Origin of the sequence: Burkholderia ubonensis, assembly GCF_001718695.1 — a bacterium.
GTDB lineage: Bacteria > Pseudomonadota > Gammaproteobacteria > Burkholderiales > Burkholderiaceae > Burkholderia > Burkholderia ubonensis_B.
Genome location: NZ_CP013421.1, coordinates 285,749 through 304,855 on the forward strand (window position 1 = coordinate 285,749; position 19,107 = coordinate 304,855).

General features: G+C 59.5%; 11 protein-coding genes and 7 pseudogenes. 7 read left to right on the plus strand and 11 right to left on the minus strand.

What is annotated here, in order from left to right:
- Nucleotides 1-6 precede the first annotated feature (6 nt).
- A pseudogene (locus tag WJ35_RS32745) lies at nt 7-108 on the minus strand (integrase); the annotation flags it as partial.
- Nucleotides 109-349: 241 nt separating this feature from the next.
- Here WJ35_RS32745 and WJ35_RS16365 point away from each other — a divergent pair.
- Nucleotides 350-1,636: pseudogene (locus WJ35_RS16365) on the plus strand (DUF4158 domain-containing protein); the annotation flags it as partial.
- Between the two features lie 82 nt (nt 1,637-1,718).
- A pseudogene (locus tag WJ35_RS16370) lies at nt 1,719-2,072 on the plus strand (IS5-like element IS402 family transposase); the annotation flags it as partial.
- Nucleotides 2,073-2,333: 261 nt separating this feature from the next.
- Here the strand turns inward: WJ35_RS16370 and WJ35_RS16375 are convergent.
- Nucleotides 2,334-3,470 carry an IS110 family transposase gene (locus WJ35_RS16375; RefSeq protein ID WP_069239522.1) on the minus strand — a complete coding sequence of 379 codons (1,137 nt, stop codon included), beginning with the start codon at nt 3,468-3,470 and terminating at the stop codon, nt 2,334-2,336.
- A 128-nt stretch (nt 3,471-3,598) separates the two neighbouring features.
- Here WJ35_RS16375 and WJ35_RS30290 point away from each other — a divergent pair.
- The 3 genes and pseudogenes from WJ35_RS30290 to WJ35_RS30295 all read left to right on the plus strand — a co-directional run.
- A pseudogene (locus WJ35_RS30290) lies at nt 3,599-4,060 on the plus strand (IS5-like element IS402 family transposase); the annotation flags it as partial.
- Nucleotides 4,061-4,159: 99 nt separating this feature from the next.
- Nucleotides 4,160-5,152, plus strand: coding sequence for an IS5 family transposase (locus WJ35_RS16385; protein ID WP_043291788.1), 993 nt, complete (start codon nt 4,160-4,162; stop codon nt 5,150-5,152).
- Nucleotides 5,127-5,573 (plus strand): H-NS histone family protein, encoded by a 447-nt coding sequence (locus WJ35_RS30295; RefSeq protein ID WP_080484358.1) that lies wholly within the window; start codon nt 5,127-5,129, stop codon nt 5,571-5,573. Before WJ35_RS16385 ends, WJ35_RS30295 begins: the two co-directional genes overlap by 26 nt.
- Nucleotides 5,574-6,008: 435 nt before the next feature.
- On the opposite strand, the gene WJ35_RS16395 is transcribed toward WJ35_RS30295, so the two are convergent.
- The 3 genes and pseudogenes from WJ35_RS16395 to WJ35_RS16405 all read right to left on the minus strand — a co-directional run bounded on the left by WJ35_RS16395 (nt 6,009) and on the right by WJ35_RS16405 (nt 12,639).
- Complete coding sequence (locus WJ35_RS16395) at nt 6,009-7,052, minus strand: PDDEXK nuclease domain-containing protein (protein ID WP_069239526.1); 1,044 nt, start codon at nt 7,050-7,052, stop codon at nt 6,009-6,011.
- Nucleotides 7,053-7,307: 255 nt separating this feature from the next.
- Nucleotides 7,308-8,013: pseudogene (locus tag WJ35_RS30305) on the minus strand (Mu transposase domain-containing protein); the annotation flags it as partial.
- A gap of 240 nt (nt 8,014-8,253) precedes the next feature.
- Nucleotides 8,254-12,639, minus strand: coding sequence for a YadA-like family protein (locus WJ35_RS16405; protein WP_069239527.1), 4,386 nt, complete (start codon nt 12,637-12,639; stop codon nt 8,254-8,256).
- Nucleotides 12,640-13,597: 958 nt separating this feature from the next.
- On the opposite strand from WJ35_RS16405, the gene WJ35_RS16410 reads away from it, so the two are divergent.
- Both WJ35_RS16410 and WJ35_RS32175 read left to right on the plus strand, forming a co-directional pair.
- Nucleotides 13,598-14,590, plus strand: coding sequence for an IS5 family transposase (locus tag WJ35_RS16410; protein ID WP_043291788.1), 993 nt, complete (start codon nt 13,598-13,600; stop codon nt 14,588-14,590).
- 331 nt (nt 14,591-14,921) lie between these two features.
- Nucleotides 14,922-15,083: pseudogene (locus tag WJ35_RS32175) on the plus strand (IS66 family insertion sequence element accessory protein TnpB); the annotation flags it as partial.
- Nucleotides 15,084-15,260: 177 nt separating this feature from the next.
- Here the strand turns inward: WJ35_RS32175 and WJ35_RS16415 are convergent.
- The 6 genes and pseudogenes from WJ35_RS16415 to WJ35_RS16440 form a co-directional block, all read right to left on the minus strand.
- Nucleotides 15,261-15,677, minus strand: a complete 417-nt coding sequence (locus WJ35_RS16415) for a hypothetical protein (RefSeq protein ID WP_224383417.1) — start codon at nt 15,675-15,677, stop codon at nt 15,261-15,263.
- 141 nt (nt 15,678-15,818) lie between these two features.
- The gene (locus tag WJ35_RS16420; RefSeq protein ID WP_059460903.1) at nt 15,819-17,159 is read right to left on the minus strand and encodes a FecR family protein; all 1,341 of its coding nucleotides are present in this window, start codon (nt 17,157-17,159) and stop codon (nt 15,819-15,821) included.
- Nucleotides 17,156-17,470 (minus strand): annotated as a pseudogene (locus WJ35_RS16425) (H-NS histone family protein). Before WJ35_RS16425 ends, WJ35_RS16420 begins: the two are co-directional and overlap by 4 nt.
- 55 nt (nt 17,471-17,525) lie before the next feature.
- A complete protein-coding gene (aqpZ, locus tag WJ35_RS16430; protein WP_045579731.1) occupies nt 17,526-18,221 on the minus strand; it encodes an aquaporin Z in 696 nt (231 codons plus the stop codon).
- A 95-nt stretch (nt 18,222-18,316) separates the two neighbouring features.
- Nucleotides 18,317-18,829: an OmpA family protein gene (locus tag WJ35_RS16435; protein WP_045579732.1), complete on the minus strand. Its 513-nt coding sequence runs from the start codon at nt 18,827-18,829 to the stop codon at nt 18,317-18,319.
- Nucleotides 18,826-19,095: a hypothetical protein gene (locus WJ35_RS16440; protein WP_144410687.1), complete on the minus strand. Its 270-nt coding sequence runs from the start codon at nt 19,093-19,095 to the stop codon at nt 18,826-18,828. Before WJ35_RS16440 ends, WJ35_RS16435 begins: the two co-directional genes overlap by 4 nt.
- Nucleotides 19,096-19,107: the final 12 nt, after the last annotated feature.

The following is a 19,107-nucleotide window of genomic DNA, read 5'->3' on the forward strand; positions in this document are numbered from 1 at the left end:
TTGCGGAAAACTTCGATAGGCGATCGCATCGTCGATGGTGAGCGACGACAGTGCGCAACTGCCCTCAACGAGCGCCCACAGAATCAGGCGCTCGGCCACTTTTCGGTAGTCTGAGGTCTCGACGCCTGAACAGCGCGACATGCCCGCATCTAACGGCATGGGCCGATCAGCTATCGGCGTTGCAGGATTAGATTCTCCACTGGTCGACGAACTATCTCAGGGCACCATCGACCGAATCATATCCATGAGCGATGCCGACCTCGCCGCAGCGGTGCTATCGGGGCACCTCAAGTTCCCGAAACGCTGATCGATCAACAATGCCGAGACTTCGAGTATCTAGGCTGCATCGATGACCAAAATTCACGAACCAGCGTACCCGGTACTCCCGGCGGAGCCGGAGGACGCGGAATTGCGTACGGTCTACACACCCAGCGCGGCGGAGATCCGGTTCGTCTTCGGCCAGTTCCGCCAAGCGCCTACCCGCGTGCTGATCCTTGTGCAACTGAAGCTGCTACAGCGCCTCGGGTACATGCCGGTAATCTCGGACGTGCCGCCCGCCATCATCGAACACGTGTGCGCGGTGCTCGGCATCCGTCCGCTGCCGCGCACAACTCTCGCGCGCTACGACCGCTCGGGCAGCAAATCCCGGCACCAGAAAATCCTGCGCGAGTTTGTCCGGATTCTCCCCGTCGACAGTACCGCACACGCATGGCTGGTCGAAATCGCCGCACACGCGGCCCGAACCAAGGCGGAATTGCCCGACATCGTCAACGTGATGCTGGAAGAGTTGGTCCGGCAACGCTACGAGCTGCCGCCCGTTGCGACGCTCACCCGGATCGCCGGTCACGCCCGCAGTCAGCTCCATGAATCGATTTACCGCGCGTTCGTCGACTCTCTCGATGATGATTTGACGGCCCGTCTCGACGCGCTGTTTCAGATCCGGCGGGGCCGAACACAATGGGACGAACTCAAGCGCGAACCGAGGCGACCCGGACCACGGGAGATCGCGAGTTTCCTCGAGCACATTCAGACCATGAACGCGTTGGCGGAGGGCTTGCCGCCCGTGCCGCCTATGCTATCGGTTGCGAAGCGCATGCAGTTCGTCACAGAGGCACGCGCGCTTGACGTGCACGAAATGCGGGCGCTGAAGCCTGCCAAGCGCTACACACTGGCGCTGCTGTTCATGCTCGCGCAACGCCAGAAGACGCTCGATGACGTCGCCGAGATTTTCATCAAGACAGTTCGCAATCTCGAGCACACCGCCAAGCTGCGACTCCAGCAGTACCAGCTCGCGCACGCGGACCAGTTGCAGTCGCTCGTCAGCCAGTTCCGCGACGTCCTCAACGTGCTGCAGGATGACGAAACGCCCGCGGCCGTGCGCATCGCGCAGATGCGTGCCGCATTAAACAACGATCCTGATACTGTCCTGATCCGCTGCAACGAGCATATCGCGCAGGCTGGCAATCACATCTTTCCATTCCTGCTTGCACCGTACAAAAACCTGCGCTCGTTGTTGTTCCAGTGCGTTGAGCTACTCACGCTGAAGCCCAGCTCGCAGGACGACGCCTTAATTCGGGCGCTCGCTTGGATCAAGCAACTGCGTACGTCGCGACGCGAATATCTGTTGCTAAGAGACGGTTTCAAAAAGGCCCCGTGGGGCTGTTAACTTTCGCGGTGAGCTGTTAACCTCAGGCATCGGAACAACCGAGACTGAGGAGATGGCCAAGCCGATCATCGACGATGAATTGTGGACACTGATCGAGCCGTTACTGCCGCCACCCAAGCCGCGGCGCGAGAAGAACCCGGGCCGCCTGCCTGTTTCGAATCGCGCCGCGCTGACCGGCATCCTGTTCGTTCTCAAGACCGGACTACGCTGGCGCGACCTGCCGGCCGAGATGGGATGCGGCTCGGGCGTGACATGTTGGCGCCGGCTGCGCGATTGGCAAGCAGCCGGTGTCTGGGATCGCTTGCACGAGCTACTGCTCGCAAAGCTGCGCGCAGCGGACCAGATCGACTTCTCACGAGCCGCCGTCGATTCATCATCGATTCGCGCCGTTGGGGCAGGCCAAAAACTGATATGACTTTCCATGTCAATCGGGATCGGTTTTTTGGTTTTCCCATTAAACATAGGAATTTCCTGAGGGCGGCGTAGCAGTAATACCGACGGTGAATCACACTGATATCCGCGGGTTGGTTACCGCATTACAGAGGTCCGTCTCATGAGCCTGCCGCTTCCTGGGCACGCAAATCGGGCTACACCCATTGCGATGTTTTTACGCGGGTTGCTCGAGTACCGGGCTACGCCGCCTTCAGGAAACTCCTTCAATTGTTCGTCAAGTTCTTGCGGTCAGTTCAGTACGCGGGACGGCGAGCGCCATAGACATTCGCGTAATGTCCCAGATGAATCCTGCAAGCTCCCGGGCAACCGCCACGACCGCGATATTGGCGTTTTTCCCGCGCGCTGCTAATTTTCGATAACGTCGACAGAGTCGAACCTGTGCGTCCCAGGCACGATCAATGATGCGCTTGGGGAGACCCGCATGCCGACGTTCAATGTTTTCGCTCACGCGTGCCTGATGTCGGTAGCTCCAGGCTGCCTCGATCAACAACTTCCTGGCATAGCTGTTGCCGGTCTTGGTTATGCCGCCTTGCCGTCGCTTATCGCCCGAGGAGTGTTCCGATGGCGTCACACCAAGCCAGCCCATCAGCTGTCGCGGATGTTCGAAGCGGGAGAGATCGCCCACTTCGGCGAGCATCCCTACAGCCGTGGTGAACTGGACGCCGCGCATTGCCTGCAACCCCAGGACGGCAGGGTAGAACCGCCAGTCGACTACCGCGTCGCGCAATGCCGCCTCAAGACGCTCACATTGCGCCATCCGGTCGGCAAGAGTATGGCGATGCTCTTCGAATGCTAACTGTTGCCATTCGTTGCTGAACGAATGTTGGCTTATCCAGCGTCGATATGAAGATCCCCAGTCGGCTTTGCCCGGATACCGAACGCCATGCGAGAGCAGAAACGACTTGAGCCGTTGCCGGGCTTGCTTCAGATCATCCTTGGCGGTCACCCACGCACGGGCCAAGTCGCGAAAAGCCTCGTCTTCAATCCCGGGGACATACACCGCCGACAGATCACCAGCCCGCAGTGCGCGCGCCAGTTTGACTGAGTCACGGCGGTCCGTTTTGACGCGCTCACCAGGTTTCCTCGGGATCAGCGACGGTGCACACACCATACATTCGAATCCTTCTTCAACCAACTGCCGGTAGAGTCCATAACCGCACGGGCCCGCCTCGTAGACGACGTGTACCTGTCGTCCCTTGGAACGCAGGCGTTTACACAGACGATCGATATCACCCTTGGCAGTGCCGATCCGGCCTAGCAATTCCACATCGCCCATGCCGACCGCGTAGGCGACCGTGATCGACTCTTTGTGGACATCCAACCCAACGTACACCGTGCTATCGTGTTCCATGCTGGCCTCCGTGGTGGAAATCGCCGGGTGTGGCGCCGTCCACACCGTGCGGCTCTGGCAGCAATGCTAACCCGCGTTTGACTCCCCACGTCGGGCCAGCCTGTAGCTCACGGAAAGTCATACTGCCTGGGCCAAACCCCACCGATCGCGCGCGACCCGGTTCCAAGCACCACATCGTCACCGACGCCAACGGTACGCCGCTCGCCGCGATCCTGACCGGCGCGAACGTCAACGACGTCACGCAATTGCTGCCGCTGATCGACGCGATTCCGCCGATCCGCGGATTGCGTGGCCACCCATTGCAGCGGCCGCGTGTGGTCTACGCGGATCGCGGTTACGACTCCGAGCGACATCGGCGCGCGTTGCGCGATCGCGGTATCGAGCCAGTGATCGCCAAGCGCTGTACCGAACATGGCAGCGGCCTTGGCAAATATCGCTGGGTCGTCGAACGCACGCATGCCTGGCTGCATCACTTCCGTCGTCTCCGTATTCGTTTCGAGCGCCGTGCAGACATTCACGGCGCGTTCCTCAAACTCGGTTGCTGTCTGATCTGCTGGAATACCCTTCGGCGGGCCGATCAGTCTTTATGAAACCGTCTCTAAGGAAACACTGATTTATCCAGCTCGGCGGTCATCGCTGACGTAGCCGAGAACGTTGTAGAAGGCAGTTCACGGAACGGATCCTCGATGATGAAGCGGCAGATGAGCTTTGCGGAAGCGGAAAGTGCGGGCAAGAAGCGCGTGACCCGGCGTCAGCGTTTCCTGGACGAGATGGAGAAGCTCGTGCCGTGGCCGCGGTTGCTGACGGCGATCGAGCCGTACTATCCGAAGGGTGAGCGCGGCCGTCGGCCGATAGGTCTGGAGCGGATGCTTCGAATCTATTTCCTGCAGCAGTGGTACGGCCTGTCGGACGAAGGGCTGGAAGACGCGCTGTACGACAGCATCGCGATGCGTGCCTTCGCGGGAATCGATCTGGCTGTCGAGAATGTGCCGGATGCGACCACGCTGCTGAAGTTCCGGCGCCTGCTGCTCGAGCATGACCTGACGCGCAAGCTATTCGATGAGATCGGTATCTCGCTGTGCGAACGCGGGCTGATGATGAAGGAAGGTACCTTGGTCGACGCGACGATCATCGAAGCGCCGTCGTCGACCAAGAACGCCGAGAAGAGCCGCGACCCGGAGATGCATCAGACGAAGAAAGGAAACGCCTGGCACTTTGGGATGAAGGCCCATCTCGGGGTCGACGCCGATTCGGGACTGGTTCACAGCGTGGTGGGCACGGCGGCCAACGTGTCGGACGTTTCGCAGGCTCACGCCCTGCTGCACGGGCATGAAGAGGAAGCGTTCGGCGACGCGGGCTACATCGGCGTGGACAAACGCGACGAAATGAACGGCAAGCTGGTGAAATGGCGTGTGGCGGCCAAGCGCGGAAAGATCAAGGCGATGCAGGATGGCCCGCTGAAGGATCTGGTGACCACGGTCGAGCGAACCAAGGCGCAAATCCGCGCGCGGGTCGAGCATCCGTTTCATATCGTCAAGAACCTGTTCCGTTATCGCAAGGTGCGCTACAAGGGACTGGCCAAGAACACGGCGCAGCTGTTCAGTCTGTTCGCCCTGGCGAACCTGGTGATCGTACGAAACCGGCTGCGTTCGGCTCATGGGAGCAGTCCGTCATGCGCGTGAAAAATGCGAGCAGGGAGGCTCGTTTACGAGCCAACTGCACCGAAATGAGCGCCGATTCGATTCGTTATCCGGAAAGTTCGACGTCGTCTCACCTGAAACGTCGGCGGTTGGCCCATTAATCAGCATTTCCCTAGCTTTAATTGCGCAACGAGAGTCACTGGATGCGCAAATCATCGCTGCTCGCAAGGCCGAACGCGAAGTGGCGATCGGACAGATCAAGGCACTGATGAAGGAGTTCGATCTCAGCGTTCTGGATCTGCAAGAGAGAGTGCAGAAGCGCAACTCGAAGCGTATGTCGACCGTTCCGAAGTACCGCGATCCTGCAACAGGGAAGACGTGGTCTGGAAGAGGGCGACAACCAGCGTGGCTCGGCAACGATCCTGCGGCGTTCCTAATCCAGCCAGACCTGCCTGCGATTTGAGTAGGGAAGCCGTTCTTCGACCTTTGATACGAAAAGATGGACCGACCGCAATACACGACCGCCGAGTGCATCAGCATGGACGCCGATGTCTGCAGAGCGTATGACACCGCGTGCGACCTCGCTGTGTCGATAGAGGCTCCGCAATTGTGCGTGGACATTTGCGTGTTTGCGGATGGTAGCAAGCTGCAATTTGAAGCGCGACATATGACCGTCCTCTGACGCGGGAATCTAGTACGGTCGCGTTGGCCGGTCGACGCAGGTGGATACCCGATCGGTCGATGCGGTGTCGCGGCATCGATATTTCAATGGCGCATGCGGGGTTCAAATCGGTTAGGTATCCATAATTTTACATAATAGACATTATCGACTAAATAGGGTCTGTACCCGACATCTCGAAGATTTTGCAGGGCCGTCACTGCAGTAGACCAACCCGACTCAGTCTGAATCAGACAAATCGGGGCCCAATTCTGCTTCAATCTGGTCAATGGATGGCAGTCCGGCTTCAAGCGACGCGGGGACGTCCCGAAGGAGCTGGTATTCGGCGACGCCCATCGGATTGGCCATGCCGCGCAGCGCATATTCGGCAACCAAACGGTTCTTTTCCCGGCACAGGAGCAACCCAATGGTCGGATGATCATCAGGCGACTTCAGTTCCGAGTCGACTGCGGACAGGTAAAAGTTCAGTTGCCCGGCATATTCGGGCCGGAACGGTGTCGCCTTCAGCTCTACCACCACATAACTGCGAAGTTTCAGGTGGTAAAATAGCAGATCGATGAAGAATTCGTCGCCGCCGACCTCGAGCCGGTACTGGCGGCCGACGAACGCAAACCCGGCGCCGAGCTCGAGCAGGAACCGCGTGATGTGCCGGGTGAGCGCCTGTTCGATGTCGCGTTCCTGCGCGTCCTCGGTCAGGCCGAGAAAGTCGAAGACGTACGGGTCTTTCAGGGCTTCGCGCGCCAGATCGGATTGCGGCGGCGGCAGGCGTGCGTCGAAATTGGTTACGGCCGCACCCGTCCGCGCATGTGCTTGCGTGTCAATTTGCATCGCGAGAACGTTGCGGGACCAGCCGTGCTCAAGCGCCTTGCCCGCGTACCAATCGCCGACCACCGGATCCTTTGCTTTGTCGAGCAAGGTACAAAGATGAAACCACGGCAATTGTGCAGCAGGCTGCTGCACAAATTCCGATGAAGGCCATGCTTGCGCCAGAGCCCGCATGTATTTGAGGTTGCGCGGCGAAAATCCGCGCATGTCGGGAAACGCAGCCTTCAGGTCCTGCGCCAGCCGATCGATGACTTTTGCCCCCCACCCTTGTCTCTCCTGGCGTTCGAGAATGTCGCGACCGATCTGCCAGTACAGCGTGACAAGCTCGCGGTTCGCGCTTGCGGCGGCGCGTGCACGGGCAAGCTCGACCCGCTGCTTGAGCTCTGTGAGCCAGCGGCGATAGTCTTCGTCACCCTGCGGGGTAAGGGAATTTGTCATCCGGCCTTTCGTTTGCAGTGTCGTAGTCAAAAAGACAGTAGGCAATTATCCCGGCTGCAACCGGAATGAGGCAATGCCTTGCCGAACCTGAGGGAATGTTGATCAAGCCCTATAGGGGCCCTAGCGAACGAAATCCTGTCGAATGTTCCGACGTGTATTTGATTTTTACTCGATCACGCGCACGTGGAATTTCCCGATCTCCGCGCGACGGCGTTTCTCTCCGGCCGTCACGTATTCGGACGCCGTCTGAAGCGAAGCATGCTCGGTGGGCACGCTGTAGCGGTTGCGCTGGAAGTGGATGAGGCTGGTCGACGACACCCGCAGGGTCTGCTCGACATAGCCGTCGAACGGGCGTGGATTGGGCATCAGCCTGGTGCGCTCGTCCTGCAGCGCGTCCTCGACCGTCAGCTCGGGCCACTGCGGGTGCCGCATCTGCCAGGCCTGACGACACTGGCCCGCGACCCATTCGTTCAGAAGCTCCAGCGTTTCCCAGCGTCGTAGCGCAGCCTCGTGCCAGATCTGGCGGCGCCGGTCCTGCACGTTCTTCTCAACGATGCCCTTCTCCCAGCCGGCGGCACGGTTGCAGAATTCCGGCTCGAACAGGTAATGGCCGCACATTGCCTCGAAGCGGGCGTTGACCGCGCGCTCCTTGCCGCGGCCGACCTTGTCCACGGCGGTCTTCATGTTGTCGTAGATGCCGCGGCGCGGCACGCCGCCGAACGCGGCGAATGGCCTCGAACATGAACCGGGCCCTGCGCCGGTCACGCTTCGGGCGATGACTGTCTGCCCGCAGCCAGCCCGTCAGTTGCGCGGCCCACTCGTTGACGACGCTCGGGCTGACGCGCTTCGGGCACTTCGGCTCAACGGCATCCGTTTGCCGAAGCCAGCTGCGCACCGTGTTCCGGGACAGGCCCGTGCGCCTGGCAATCTCGCGCAGCGGGGCCTTCTCGCGGAAATACATCCGCCTGATCTTGGCCAATATGCCTACCGTGATCACCTCTGTATCCCCTGCTCAAAGATTGAGCAGGGCATTCAATCACGTGGGTCAAAATTCGATGAAATTACTGCCTTAGGTGGGTCAGTTCTGCGTGGATATCAACAGATTGCTTACAAACAGGGACGGGGGCAGCGGATGCCATTCGATCCACTGCCCCCGCACGCTATCTACCTTTGAAGTCCGGCGATATCCGGACGGCCTGCGTCAGAACTGGTAGCCCGCGCCGACGACCGCACCGAAGTCCGAGCGGCTGTTGCCCGTCACCGACGCCTTGACGACCCACTTGTCGTTTTGCGTCACGTACGAGTAACCCGCCGCGAAACCTTGCTGGCCGCGGTAGTTCGCCGTCGCGGCCGATACCATCGAGCGACCCGGGGCGGTCGGTTGCGGCAACCCAGCAACCGCCATCGCCGACGCAACCCCACCGTACATATCCTTTTTGAGATCGTTGAACGAGTTGTACACCTGTCCGATACGCTGATCGGTGTAGCCGCGCGATGCAGCAGATGCCGATGCGATGTTGTCGTTCAACTGCTGCACGTTCACCGCATCCGTCGGCGCCGTACCGGCCGCCACGTTCGTGACCTGACGCTCGCTTCCCTTCGCACCGACCGAGAACGAGTTGTCGCGATCGGCCACCGATCCTTGGCCAACTGCGACAGCGTTCTTGCCGCTTGCGGTTGCAGTGGAACCGAATGATCCGGCATCCGCCCGCGAGATCCAGCTCGTATTGGCATCGGTTGCTTGCGCTTTGATTCGTTGATCGGTCTCCACAATCTTGAGAGCGGTATTGAGCTGGCCAACGTTGACCGCATCGTTGTTGTTAGTGCCCGCTGCAACACCGGTCAGCACGCGATCGCCTGCGGTGCCGGAAAAATTCACCGATGTGCCACCGGATCCGGCACCGACCGTGATTTGACCGTTCGGATCCTGCTGCTGGACCAAACCCGCCTTGCCGTTCGCGACATTGGACACATCTTGCTGCAGGTTCGTGATGTCGGTCGTGTTCTTCGCGACCTGCTGATTCGTCGCGTGGAGCTGCGAGCCGTTCACGGCGTCCGTGCTGGTTGCGCTGAGCGTACCGGCCTGCACGTTCGTGATCTTCGTACCTCCAGAACCGCCCCCGAGCGTAATGATGCTCTTGGAGCCGTCGTCGTATGTAACCGCCATCGCACCGAGTTGGTTAATGTTCGATTGGACGCTCTTCAGCTGCTTCACGTTCACCGCATCGGTATCGTCCACGCCGGCCGCGACGTTCTTCAGCACGACGGGCGACGCGGCATCGCCGCCGACGAGCGAAACGGAATTCAGCCGGTTGCCGTTCGTGTCCACGTCGTATTTCACGACGTTCTTCACGGCTTCGCCGGCCTGGTTCGACACGTTCGTGATCTGCTGCTCGAGATCGGACTTCACGCCGAATAGTTGACCACCGTTGACCGCGTCTTTGCTGCCCGCCGCGACATTGCCGTCCGCGACATTGACAATCTTCGTCGTCGAACCGCCGTGCGCCGCATTGTAAGCGCCGGTGCTCGGATCAAACTGCAGCGCGTCCTGCTTGAGTGATGCGATATCGGTGGTGTTTGTCGTTACGCGTTGATCGATCGACGTGATCGTGTCACCTTGCGCGCCGATCTGCTGCTGCAGGCTTCCGGTTGCTTTCGACAACTGGCCGACGTTGACTGCATCGCTGCTCGCGACGCCATCTGCGACATTCGAGACCTTCACGGGAGCATGTGCAGCCCCCCCGAGCGTAACGACGCTCTTATCGCTGCCGTCGTACTTGACATTCAGCTTGTCGGCTTCCTGAAGGTTGGCAACATTCGCGTTCGTCGTCGTCAAATTGCTCGACAGCGTCGACACGTTCGACGTCAAATTATCGACACGGGCTGTCTGCGTCGCAACATTCTGATTGGTCGCGAACAGCTGCGAGCCGTTAACCGCATCAGTGCTCGTCGTATTCAGCGAACCAGACGCAACGTTCTTGATTGCCACCGGGCCAGCGGCACCACCCGAGAGTGTCACCGAATTGAGGCGATTGCCGTTTGCATCTGTGTCGTACACGACAGCGTTCTTCGTTGCACCACCGATTTGCGTATTTAGCTCGTCTTGCACATGCTTCAATTGCGCGCCGTTGATCGCATCGGTGCTCGTTGTCGATATATCGCCAGCAGCAACGTTGGTGATCTTTTGCGCCGAACCGCTGCCATGCGAGGCATCGTATGCACCAGCGGATGCCGACCACTGCAGCGCGTCCTGTTGCAGCGCACCAATGTTGGTCGTGTTCTGCGTGACCTGGCCACCGATGTTCCTGATGTCGGTTGCGGTCTGCGTCACTTGGCCGCCGATTTTCGTGATGGCGTCGCCCTGTTTCGCGACAGTCTGATTTGTCGCATACAGTTGCGAGCCGTTGACGGCGTCCGTGCTCGCCGCGGACAGCTCACCCGCCTTGACGTTTGTCACCCTCGTGCCGTTCGGACCCGCGAGCGTGACGGAATCGAAGCCTTGCGGTCCATCGTATTTGACATTTCGTTTGTCGGCAGCTTGCAGGTTCGACACATCGGTCTGCGTACCGGCGAGGCTCGTACTGAGGTTCGTGACGCTCTGGTTGGTCGTACCGAGCGCCGTGCTCAGGTCTGTGACATTCCCTTGCAGATTCGTGATGTTCGAGACAGCGGAGGACAAGGACGACTGGATCGGTGAAATCGCGCCACTCAATTGCCCGACGTTGACGGCATCGTTATTTCCCACGCCGTCTGCGATGTTGTGCAGGTTGACCGGACCGCTTGCGCCCGGGCCCCCGAGCGTCACGCTCGTATGCGCATCATTGTCGTACTGCACGGCATTCTTCGTGGCCGAACTGATCTGATTACTGACCGTCGTGCTGAGATTGCCGATCTGCGTGTTGACACTGTTCGTTACGCTGGTGCTCAGCGACGACAGACCACCGCTCAGTTGACCGACGTTCACCGCATCGTGCGCGTCCTTGCCGTCCGCCACATTCTTAATCGTCGTGCCGTTGCTTCCTTGCAGCGTCACCGTGTCGAAACCCGACTGCCCGTCATATTTCACGTTGCGGGTATCGGCCTGCTGCAACTGCGTAATATCCGACGTGGCTGTGCTCAACGACGTGTTGATGTTCGTGACGCTCGTGCTTAGGTTCGCAACCGTCTGGTTGGTGGTGCTCAGCGACGTCTGAATGTTCGTAATGTTCTGGTTGATCGGCGCGACGGCCGTCCCGATGCTGCTATTCAACTGCTTAACGTTGACGGCATCGGCATCCGCTGTGCCGGCGGCCACGTTGTGTAGAGCGACCGGCGATGTTGCGCCGGTGCCGCCGAACGTCACACTGTCGTGCTTGCTGCTGTCATACAGAACCGCGTCTTTCGTTGCGTTGATGATCGACGTACTCAGCGAGCTACCGAGATTGGAAATTTGCGTATTGACGTTGCCCTGCACGGTCGACAGACCCGCATTTAACTGCCCGACGTTTGTGGCGTCCGTGCTAGCAACACCAGCCTTCACGTTGCTGATCGTCGTGCCGCCGCTACCGTCCAGTGATATCGCGCTATGCGTGCTGTCCGTGTATTTCACGTTCTGCTTATCGGCAGCTTGCAGGTTGGTAATGTTACTGGTGGCAGTCGACAGCGAAGCGTTGATGTTCGTGATTTGACCGCCAATCGTCGTATTCAGCGTCGTCACACGAGCATCGACCGCATTGATGCTCGTGGTCAACCCATCGTTGACCGACTTCAGCTGAGAAATGTTGACAGCGTCCGTCGCGTCAACGCCAGCCGCGACATTCTTCAGCTGGCGTTCATTGCCGAGCGAGCCGAACGAGACAGCACCGCCGACCGGTGCAGCCGTTCCGCCAAACACCGGCTTGCTGGTATTGTTCGCTACGCCGACGCTTCCGGATCCGATGGCGATCTGATTGTCACCATTCGTCTGGGCGCCCGCACCAATCGCGACCGATTGGGTGCCTGCGGCACGTGTCTGCGTTGCAGCGTCGTAGGATGCGCCTGCCGAAACACCATCGCTTGTGGTCGGATTTGCACCACCGATCGCGACCGAGCGGTCGCCTTGTGCCAGGGCCGAGTGGCCAAGCGCAATCGAGCTGGTTCCGTGCGCATCAGCAACGTTGCCGAGCGCCATCGAATAATCGCCAATAGCAGCCGATTGGCGACCGATCGCAAGTGAGGTATTACCTTGCGCGAGTGCGACAGTCCCAATCGCAGTCGCTGAATTGGCGACGGCCTGCGCGCCGGTCCCGATCGCGGTTGCACCGCCACCACTACCGCTCGTGTCTTTACTGTTCGCGTTAGCTCGGTCGCCGATCGCAATGCCAGCAAGACCGGCTTGCGCATTGTTCCCGGCCGTGTAGCTTGCAGTACTTGTGGCGACATTCGAACCGTTCTTCGTCGCAACACAAAGCGGATTGGTGCCGTCAATACACTGTCCGGTGAGGGCGTTGTCCGGATTGCCTCGGTCTACGAAATTCGCGCTACCGGTTGCATGCGCAATGCCAGCACCCAGGATGCCTACGCCCGCGAACATTGCCGTTACAAGCGTCGAGATTTGCTTCCTCTTCATACGGTTCCTTTAGACATATAGATATACTTCAAGATAATTAGTTAACCTAAATACAAATTCATGACGAGATTTTAATCAAGCTCGACCGATTTATTTATCTTGGCTGGCGCGTGGCATCACGTCCAGATCACCCGACAGGGACTTTTATTAATGCATCTCGAACACTCAAACAATCTCTTAACAAAAATTCGAGAGAATTTAATCGATGTGAGTAAGCAATGAAACCGCGGATTACACGCACCCCTATCTTCTGCCATCGATACCGTTAAGAGATTGCCTGCCCGAGAGCGCGACTGATCGTTATTAGATAGAATGCATTTCTACGTGCGATTTCCTGTATTTCGAGTGCACGCAATCTACCCGTTCATGCATGCGATTTTCTCGTCATTATCGTGATGTGGCGACATCCAATGCCAATTCAATCTAGCCAGCATAGGCGGGCGCGACTGGCCATACTGGAAAATGCGAGCCGAATAAATTCACAATATGCAAGATGAATGGCGGCATCGAATTAATTCACATCCCAATGCCAAAAAATTAACCGGGCTCAATCTGGGTCAACCCGTTGCCGCTGGAGTGGATGCAATATTAATAGCATTCTCCGATTCAAGTGTTAACAAGTGTTAGATTCAGTGCGGATATCGCCGCCAAACGTTTGGAAAACACACGCAATTCGATTTCCGTAATTGAATAGCAAGACAAAAATGGACATTTAACCAGTACTCTCGATTCAATTTTCCGGATTATAAGAACTCAATGTATCGTCTCTTGCTTCAATATAGATCAATATCTTTTACACGATAGGAGATTCGCCGGCGTCGATGCCGGCCCAGAAGGATAGAGATGTTGGGAGCTGAAGCCGAACTGCTAGGGAAACACTGATTTATCCAGCTTGGCGGTCATCGCTGACGTAGCCGAGAACGTTGTAGAAGGCAGTTCACGGAACGGATCCTCGATGATGAAGCGGCAGATGAGCTTTGCGGAAGCGGAAAGTGCGGGCAAGAAGCGCGTGACCCGGCGTCAGCGTTTCCTGGACGAGATGGAGAAGCTCGTGCCGTGGCCGCGGTTGCTGACGGCGATCGAGCCGTACTATCCGAAGGGTGAGCGCGGCCGTCGGCCGATAGGTCTGGAGCGGATGCTTCGAATCTATTTCCTGCAGCAGTGGTACGGCCTGTCGGACGAAGGGCTGGAAGACGCGCTGTACGACAGCATCGCGATGCGTGCCTTCGCGGGAATCGATCTGGCTGTCGAGAATGTGCCGGATGCGACCACGCTGCTGAAGTTCCGGCGCCTGCTGCTCGAGCATGACCTGACGCGCAAGCTGTTCGATGAGATCGGTATCTCGCTGTGCGAACGCGGGCTGATGATGAAGGAAGGTACCTTGGTCGACGCGACGATCATCGAAGCGCCGTCGTCGACCAAGAACGCCGAGAAGAGCCGCGACCCGGAGATGCATCAGACGAAGAAAGGAAACGCCTGGCACTTTGGGATGAAGGCCCATCTCGGGGTCGACGCCGATTCGGGACTGGTTCACAGCGTGGTGGGCACGGCGGCCAACGTGTCGGACGTTTCGCAGGCTCACGCCCTGCTGCACGGGCATGAAGAGGAAGCGTTCGGCGACGCGGGCTACATCGGCGTGGACAAACGCGACGAAATGAACGGCAAGCTGGTGAAATGGCGTGTGGCGGCCAAGCGCGGAAAGATCAAGGCGATGCAGGATGGCCCGCTGAAGGATCTGGTGACCACGGTCGAGCGAACCAAGGCGCAAATCCGCGCGCGGGTCGAGCATCCGTTTCATATCGTCAAGAACCTGTTCCGTTATCGCAAGGTGCGCTATAAGGGACTGGCCAAGAACACGGCGCAGCTGTTCAGTCTGTTCGCCCTGGCGAACCTGGTGATCGTACGAAACCGGCTGCGTTCGGCTCATGGGAGCAGTCCGTCATGCGCGTGAAAAATGCGAGCAGGGAGGCTCGTTTACGAGCCAACTGCACCGAAATGAGCGCCGATTCGATTCGTTATCCGGAAAGTTCGACGTCGTCTCACCTGAAACGTCGGCAGTTGGCCCATTAATCAGCATTTCCCTAGGATGAGCACCGTCGCTCTGCGAGAAGACGCCGGCATGTCGCATCGAACGTCGATGTTCGCATCGCGCATCACCATGGCGCCATACGCATCTATGCAACGGCGTGTGAGTTTGCGCGCGGCCTGAGGGGGTGACGCGAGCCGATCGTGACGCGAGTCAGATGCTAAGTGTCCGCGTGGACACATGCACTCAGACCGTGATGACAGAGAAACAGGACCTTCGAAGCAGACTGGTGGTTGGCCGCAGACGGGATGGCCGGCGGGAATTTGATGAAGATGCCGTGCGGGAGCTGGTCGAGTTTTGCCTGAGGCCGGGGGTATCGATCGCCCGGGCGGCCATGGACCATGACGTTAATCCGAACCAGTTGCGTCGCTGGATCTCGCGCCATCAGCAGCATACGCTGCAAACCCAGACGAGGCCGGACCCGCTGGTGATCGACGGCGTATCGATCGACATTCCGGGCACTGCACATCGGGCTCAAATGATTGCCGACGAGGCATACACGTCGTGCGCGCCCTCGCTTGTTGAAAACGGAACGTCAGCTCCACACATTCACTATCCGACTGCCTGGCAGCGGAGATTGGTTCGGCAGTGCCACGAACCGATGCAGCCGCTCGCACGCATCCTCATAGCGATATTGCGGCACGCTCGCCAAGACTTCATCGAAACGCAGCAACACCCGCTCGATCGGCGGCCATTGCTCTGCCTGCAACTGCCACGGGAGGCCGTCCGTTGCCTGCTGGATGCACGCATCGAGCGCTGCCTCGACCTTCAGGAACAGATTGACGTCTGCCTCAGAGCGATCCTTGTCGAGAAGATAGAATGTCGTATAAATAACGAGCAGCAGCGCGACCAAAGTCTGCGCCGTGCCATGCCCGGTGCGCAGGGTCGTCAGTACCAAGTGATTCTCTAACGAGATGTCCTGGATCAATGCTGCCGGCAGGGGCAGCAGCATTTGTTTCGTGCGGACCTTACGCTTACGCAACATGTCGAGTGAACTCCGGCTTGATTGGGGTGAGTAATCGTTGATACGCATAGGAGTCGGTTGGGGACTGTCGCCCCTGGCCGGTACCAACGGCGCTCCGATGGACTTGACTCATCGAGGCAGTGTCAGGGCACGAATCGGGCTCATCTTGTCGTAGAAGCAGCCCGCCTCGAAGACCTCCATCTCGACGGCCCAGTAATAGTCGCCTGCGGTGAGATTCGAAACCATGATCTCTCGTCCCGACAATCCTTCTTCGTCGATAATGGGGGCATGCAAGTCTGGCGATGACGACAACACAAAGCGATATCGGGTATGCGTGTCCGCGCCGGTCGGTGTCCAGCGGAACACATAGCCTTTGGCCTGGGGCGTCGCGCTCGCGGCCAGCCCCATCTGCCTACGCTCGAACGCGTAGATGCGCGGCTCGCCTTCTAGACCGTTCGCATCCAGGGCGGTAATACGTACAAAGTACGTCCCGTCCGGCACCTCGCCAAACGTCGCGCGCGAAGTTTCAGTACGCGTCTGCCTGAACAGGTCCAACGCCCCGGCATCACGCGCGAGTTGCACGTGATACTGACGCGCGCCCGCGAGCGGCGCGAGATCGAACGTCACGTCCGGCTCGTCCTGTACCCGCTCCGGCTTAATAAGCGACGGCGCAGGCAACAGTTCGACGGCCTCCCCAATCTCACCCGCCGCACCCGCAATCAAACCGTAGTGAGCAGGTACCAGTGTGGGCTGACTGTCCGGATCGGACGCGACCGTCACTGCTCCGTCCAGCACCTCGATGCGAGTTGCAGCATCACCTGCATCGGCATGCGTTCTGAACTGTGTGCCCCGCACGCCGGCCGTCACCGAAGGCGCGTGAATCTCGAAGCGGTCGTCGCGGTGCTTCAGATGCTTCACTTCACTATCGAGCGAACCGGGTTCCAAGCTAAACGCGCGCTCAATCGTGTTCGTCAGGCACGTACGCCGCAGGGTCGTGAGGCGCAAATCACTATCGGACAACATGCTCACCAATGTGCCGTCCGGCAATTCGAGCGTTACGAAACCAGTGTCTGCCGTGCGGACCCGGTCGCCCTCGTTCAACGACATACCGACAACAAGCGGCACAACAAGTCCGCCGGCGACGCGTTCGGCCGCCCCCTGAACAGCAAGCACGCGTGCCGATAGCGATTCGCGCCGCAATCGCGCGACCGGTACTTTCAGCTCGACACCGGTACGCAAGCGCCGGGTTGCAGACACATGATTCACGCGAGCCAGCCGCCGCCAGTCTTGCGGGCTCTGCAAGTAGCGCTGGGCAATGCCGTACAGCGTATCGTTTGCCCGCGTCGTATAGTGCGTCATCTCGCTAACAGGGGGGCGGGCACTCGCCGCTAGGGGCACTACACTCGTCGCGACGAGCCACGTCGCACATAACGCATCACGGGCAACCCGTATGGAGGGAACAAAATTCATGACAATGCGGGTTTCAGGCGGCCTACGCTCCGTAGAGCCGCGGGGTTCTTGATCGCCATCCACTTCGGCGGTCGCCCCCGGCCGCTCCACGTTCGCCCGGTGGTGGGGTCGCGATAGCGCGGTGCCGAAAGGGATTTGCGTGGCGTGTGCGCCGGGCGCGCGTGGTAGCCGAGGTCTTCCGGCGTGATGCCGTATTCGGCCATCGTCTACCTGATCGACACGACGATTTCGGCGATTTCCTGACGGCGCACTTCGTCGGCCTGCGCCTGCAGCTTGGCCAGTTGCGCCTTGAGTTGCGTATAGCGAGACATGAGTTGTTCCTGTTAGTCCGCCCAGCGTGCCGGGCAGACGAAGTTCAGACGTCGATCACTCGTCGGCGATTAAGGAATAGCCAATCCCCGCGGCGACCGCACCGATCAGAGGGGCCACCCAGAACAGCCACAGCTGGGCAAGCGCCTCCCCCCCTACCAGCAGCGCGGGACCTGTCGAACGCGCCGGGTTCACCGAGGTATTGGTCACCGGAATCGAGATTAGATGGATCAAGGTCAGGCACAAGCCGATCGCGATCGGAGCGAATCCGTCCGGTGCGCGCTTGTCGGTAGCCCCGAGAATGACGAATAGGAAAAAGAAGGTCATGGCCATCTCGGTGAGGAACGCCGCCATCATCGAGTAATGGCCCGGCGAATGATCGCCGAAACCGTTGGTGGCAAGGCCGCTGGCGATCGGATCGAAACCCGGTTTGCCGGAGGCCACCGCCACGAGGAAACAGGCAGCCAGAAACGCCCCGACCAATTGCGAGACGACGTACGGCACGACTTCTCGCGCCGGGAAACGCCGCGCCACGGTCAATCCAAGTGTCACCGCCGGGTTCAGGTGACAGCCTGACACGTGACCGATCGAAAACGCCATGGTCAGCACCGTCAAACCGAAGGCAAGCGATACGCCCACAAAACCGATGCCGAGATCCGGAAACGCGGCGGCCAGCACTGCACTGCCGCACCCGCCGAGCACGAGCCAAAAGGTGCCGAGCAGCTCAGCACCGAGACGTTTGAACAGAGGCATGATGCACACTCCTTCACAAAGGGTACTTGAATGAACAGCCTGCTCGGCACCGCGCGCCCGGCGATGCGAGTACATGCGGCGACGTGGTGGGAGCGCTATTTCTGCGGCCCCATGATGTTCTCCAGGTGTTCGCCCGGAAGCACGATCTCCGTGCGCCGGTTCAGCGCACGCCCCTGCGCCGTGTCGTTGGTCACGACCGGGTTGTCAAACGCAAACCCGTGCGTCGTAACGCGCGAGGCTGCGATACCCCGTTGGATCAGCGCGTCGGCAACCATCTCGGCCCGTGCCTCGGACAAGTGCTGGTTGTATTCGCGCGTGCCGACGTTGTCGGTATAGCCATTCACCTCGATCGGCCTGTCGCTGCGGCTGAGCAGCACGACCGACCGGTCCACGACCGGCCCGGCATCGGCGCGCAAGTTGGATTTGTCGAAGTCGAACAGGACCGTCTCGGGCAGCCGCACCAGGACCCCCTTCGCCGAGGGCTCGACGGTGATGCCCACCGCCTGATTCGCCGCGACCTCCTGGTCGCGGTTCAACGCCGGTTCGCTGGCGCAGCCGACCAGCAGCACGGCCGCGCTCATTACCGCAATTCCCATCGTTGTTCTCATGATTTCCTCCCGCTGTTGAGTTGGATCAATACCACTAACAAATGCTGCTTCAATGCCTCGCCTGGGGCGACGCCGTCACTCGGACCTGCGATCTCCTCCATGCTCGCCACCCAGAACTGCGTCGGTACCTGAACCTGACGATTCGCGTCCGTTACAGGCCCGGTGCAATAGCCGATCACCGGCATCGCGAACCGCAACACCAGCACGGACCCCAGCCACCATGTGCGTAGCGTCGGCGCATCGCGACGGACGTCATGTGCAAGCAAGACGAGCGCCGT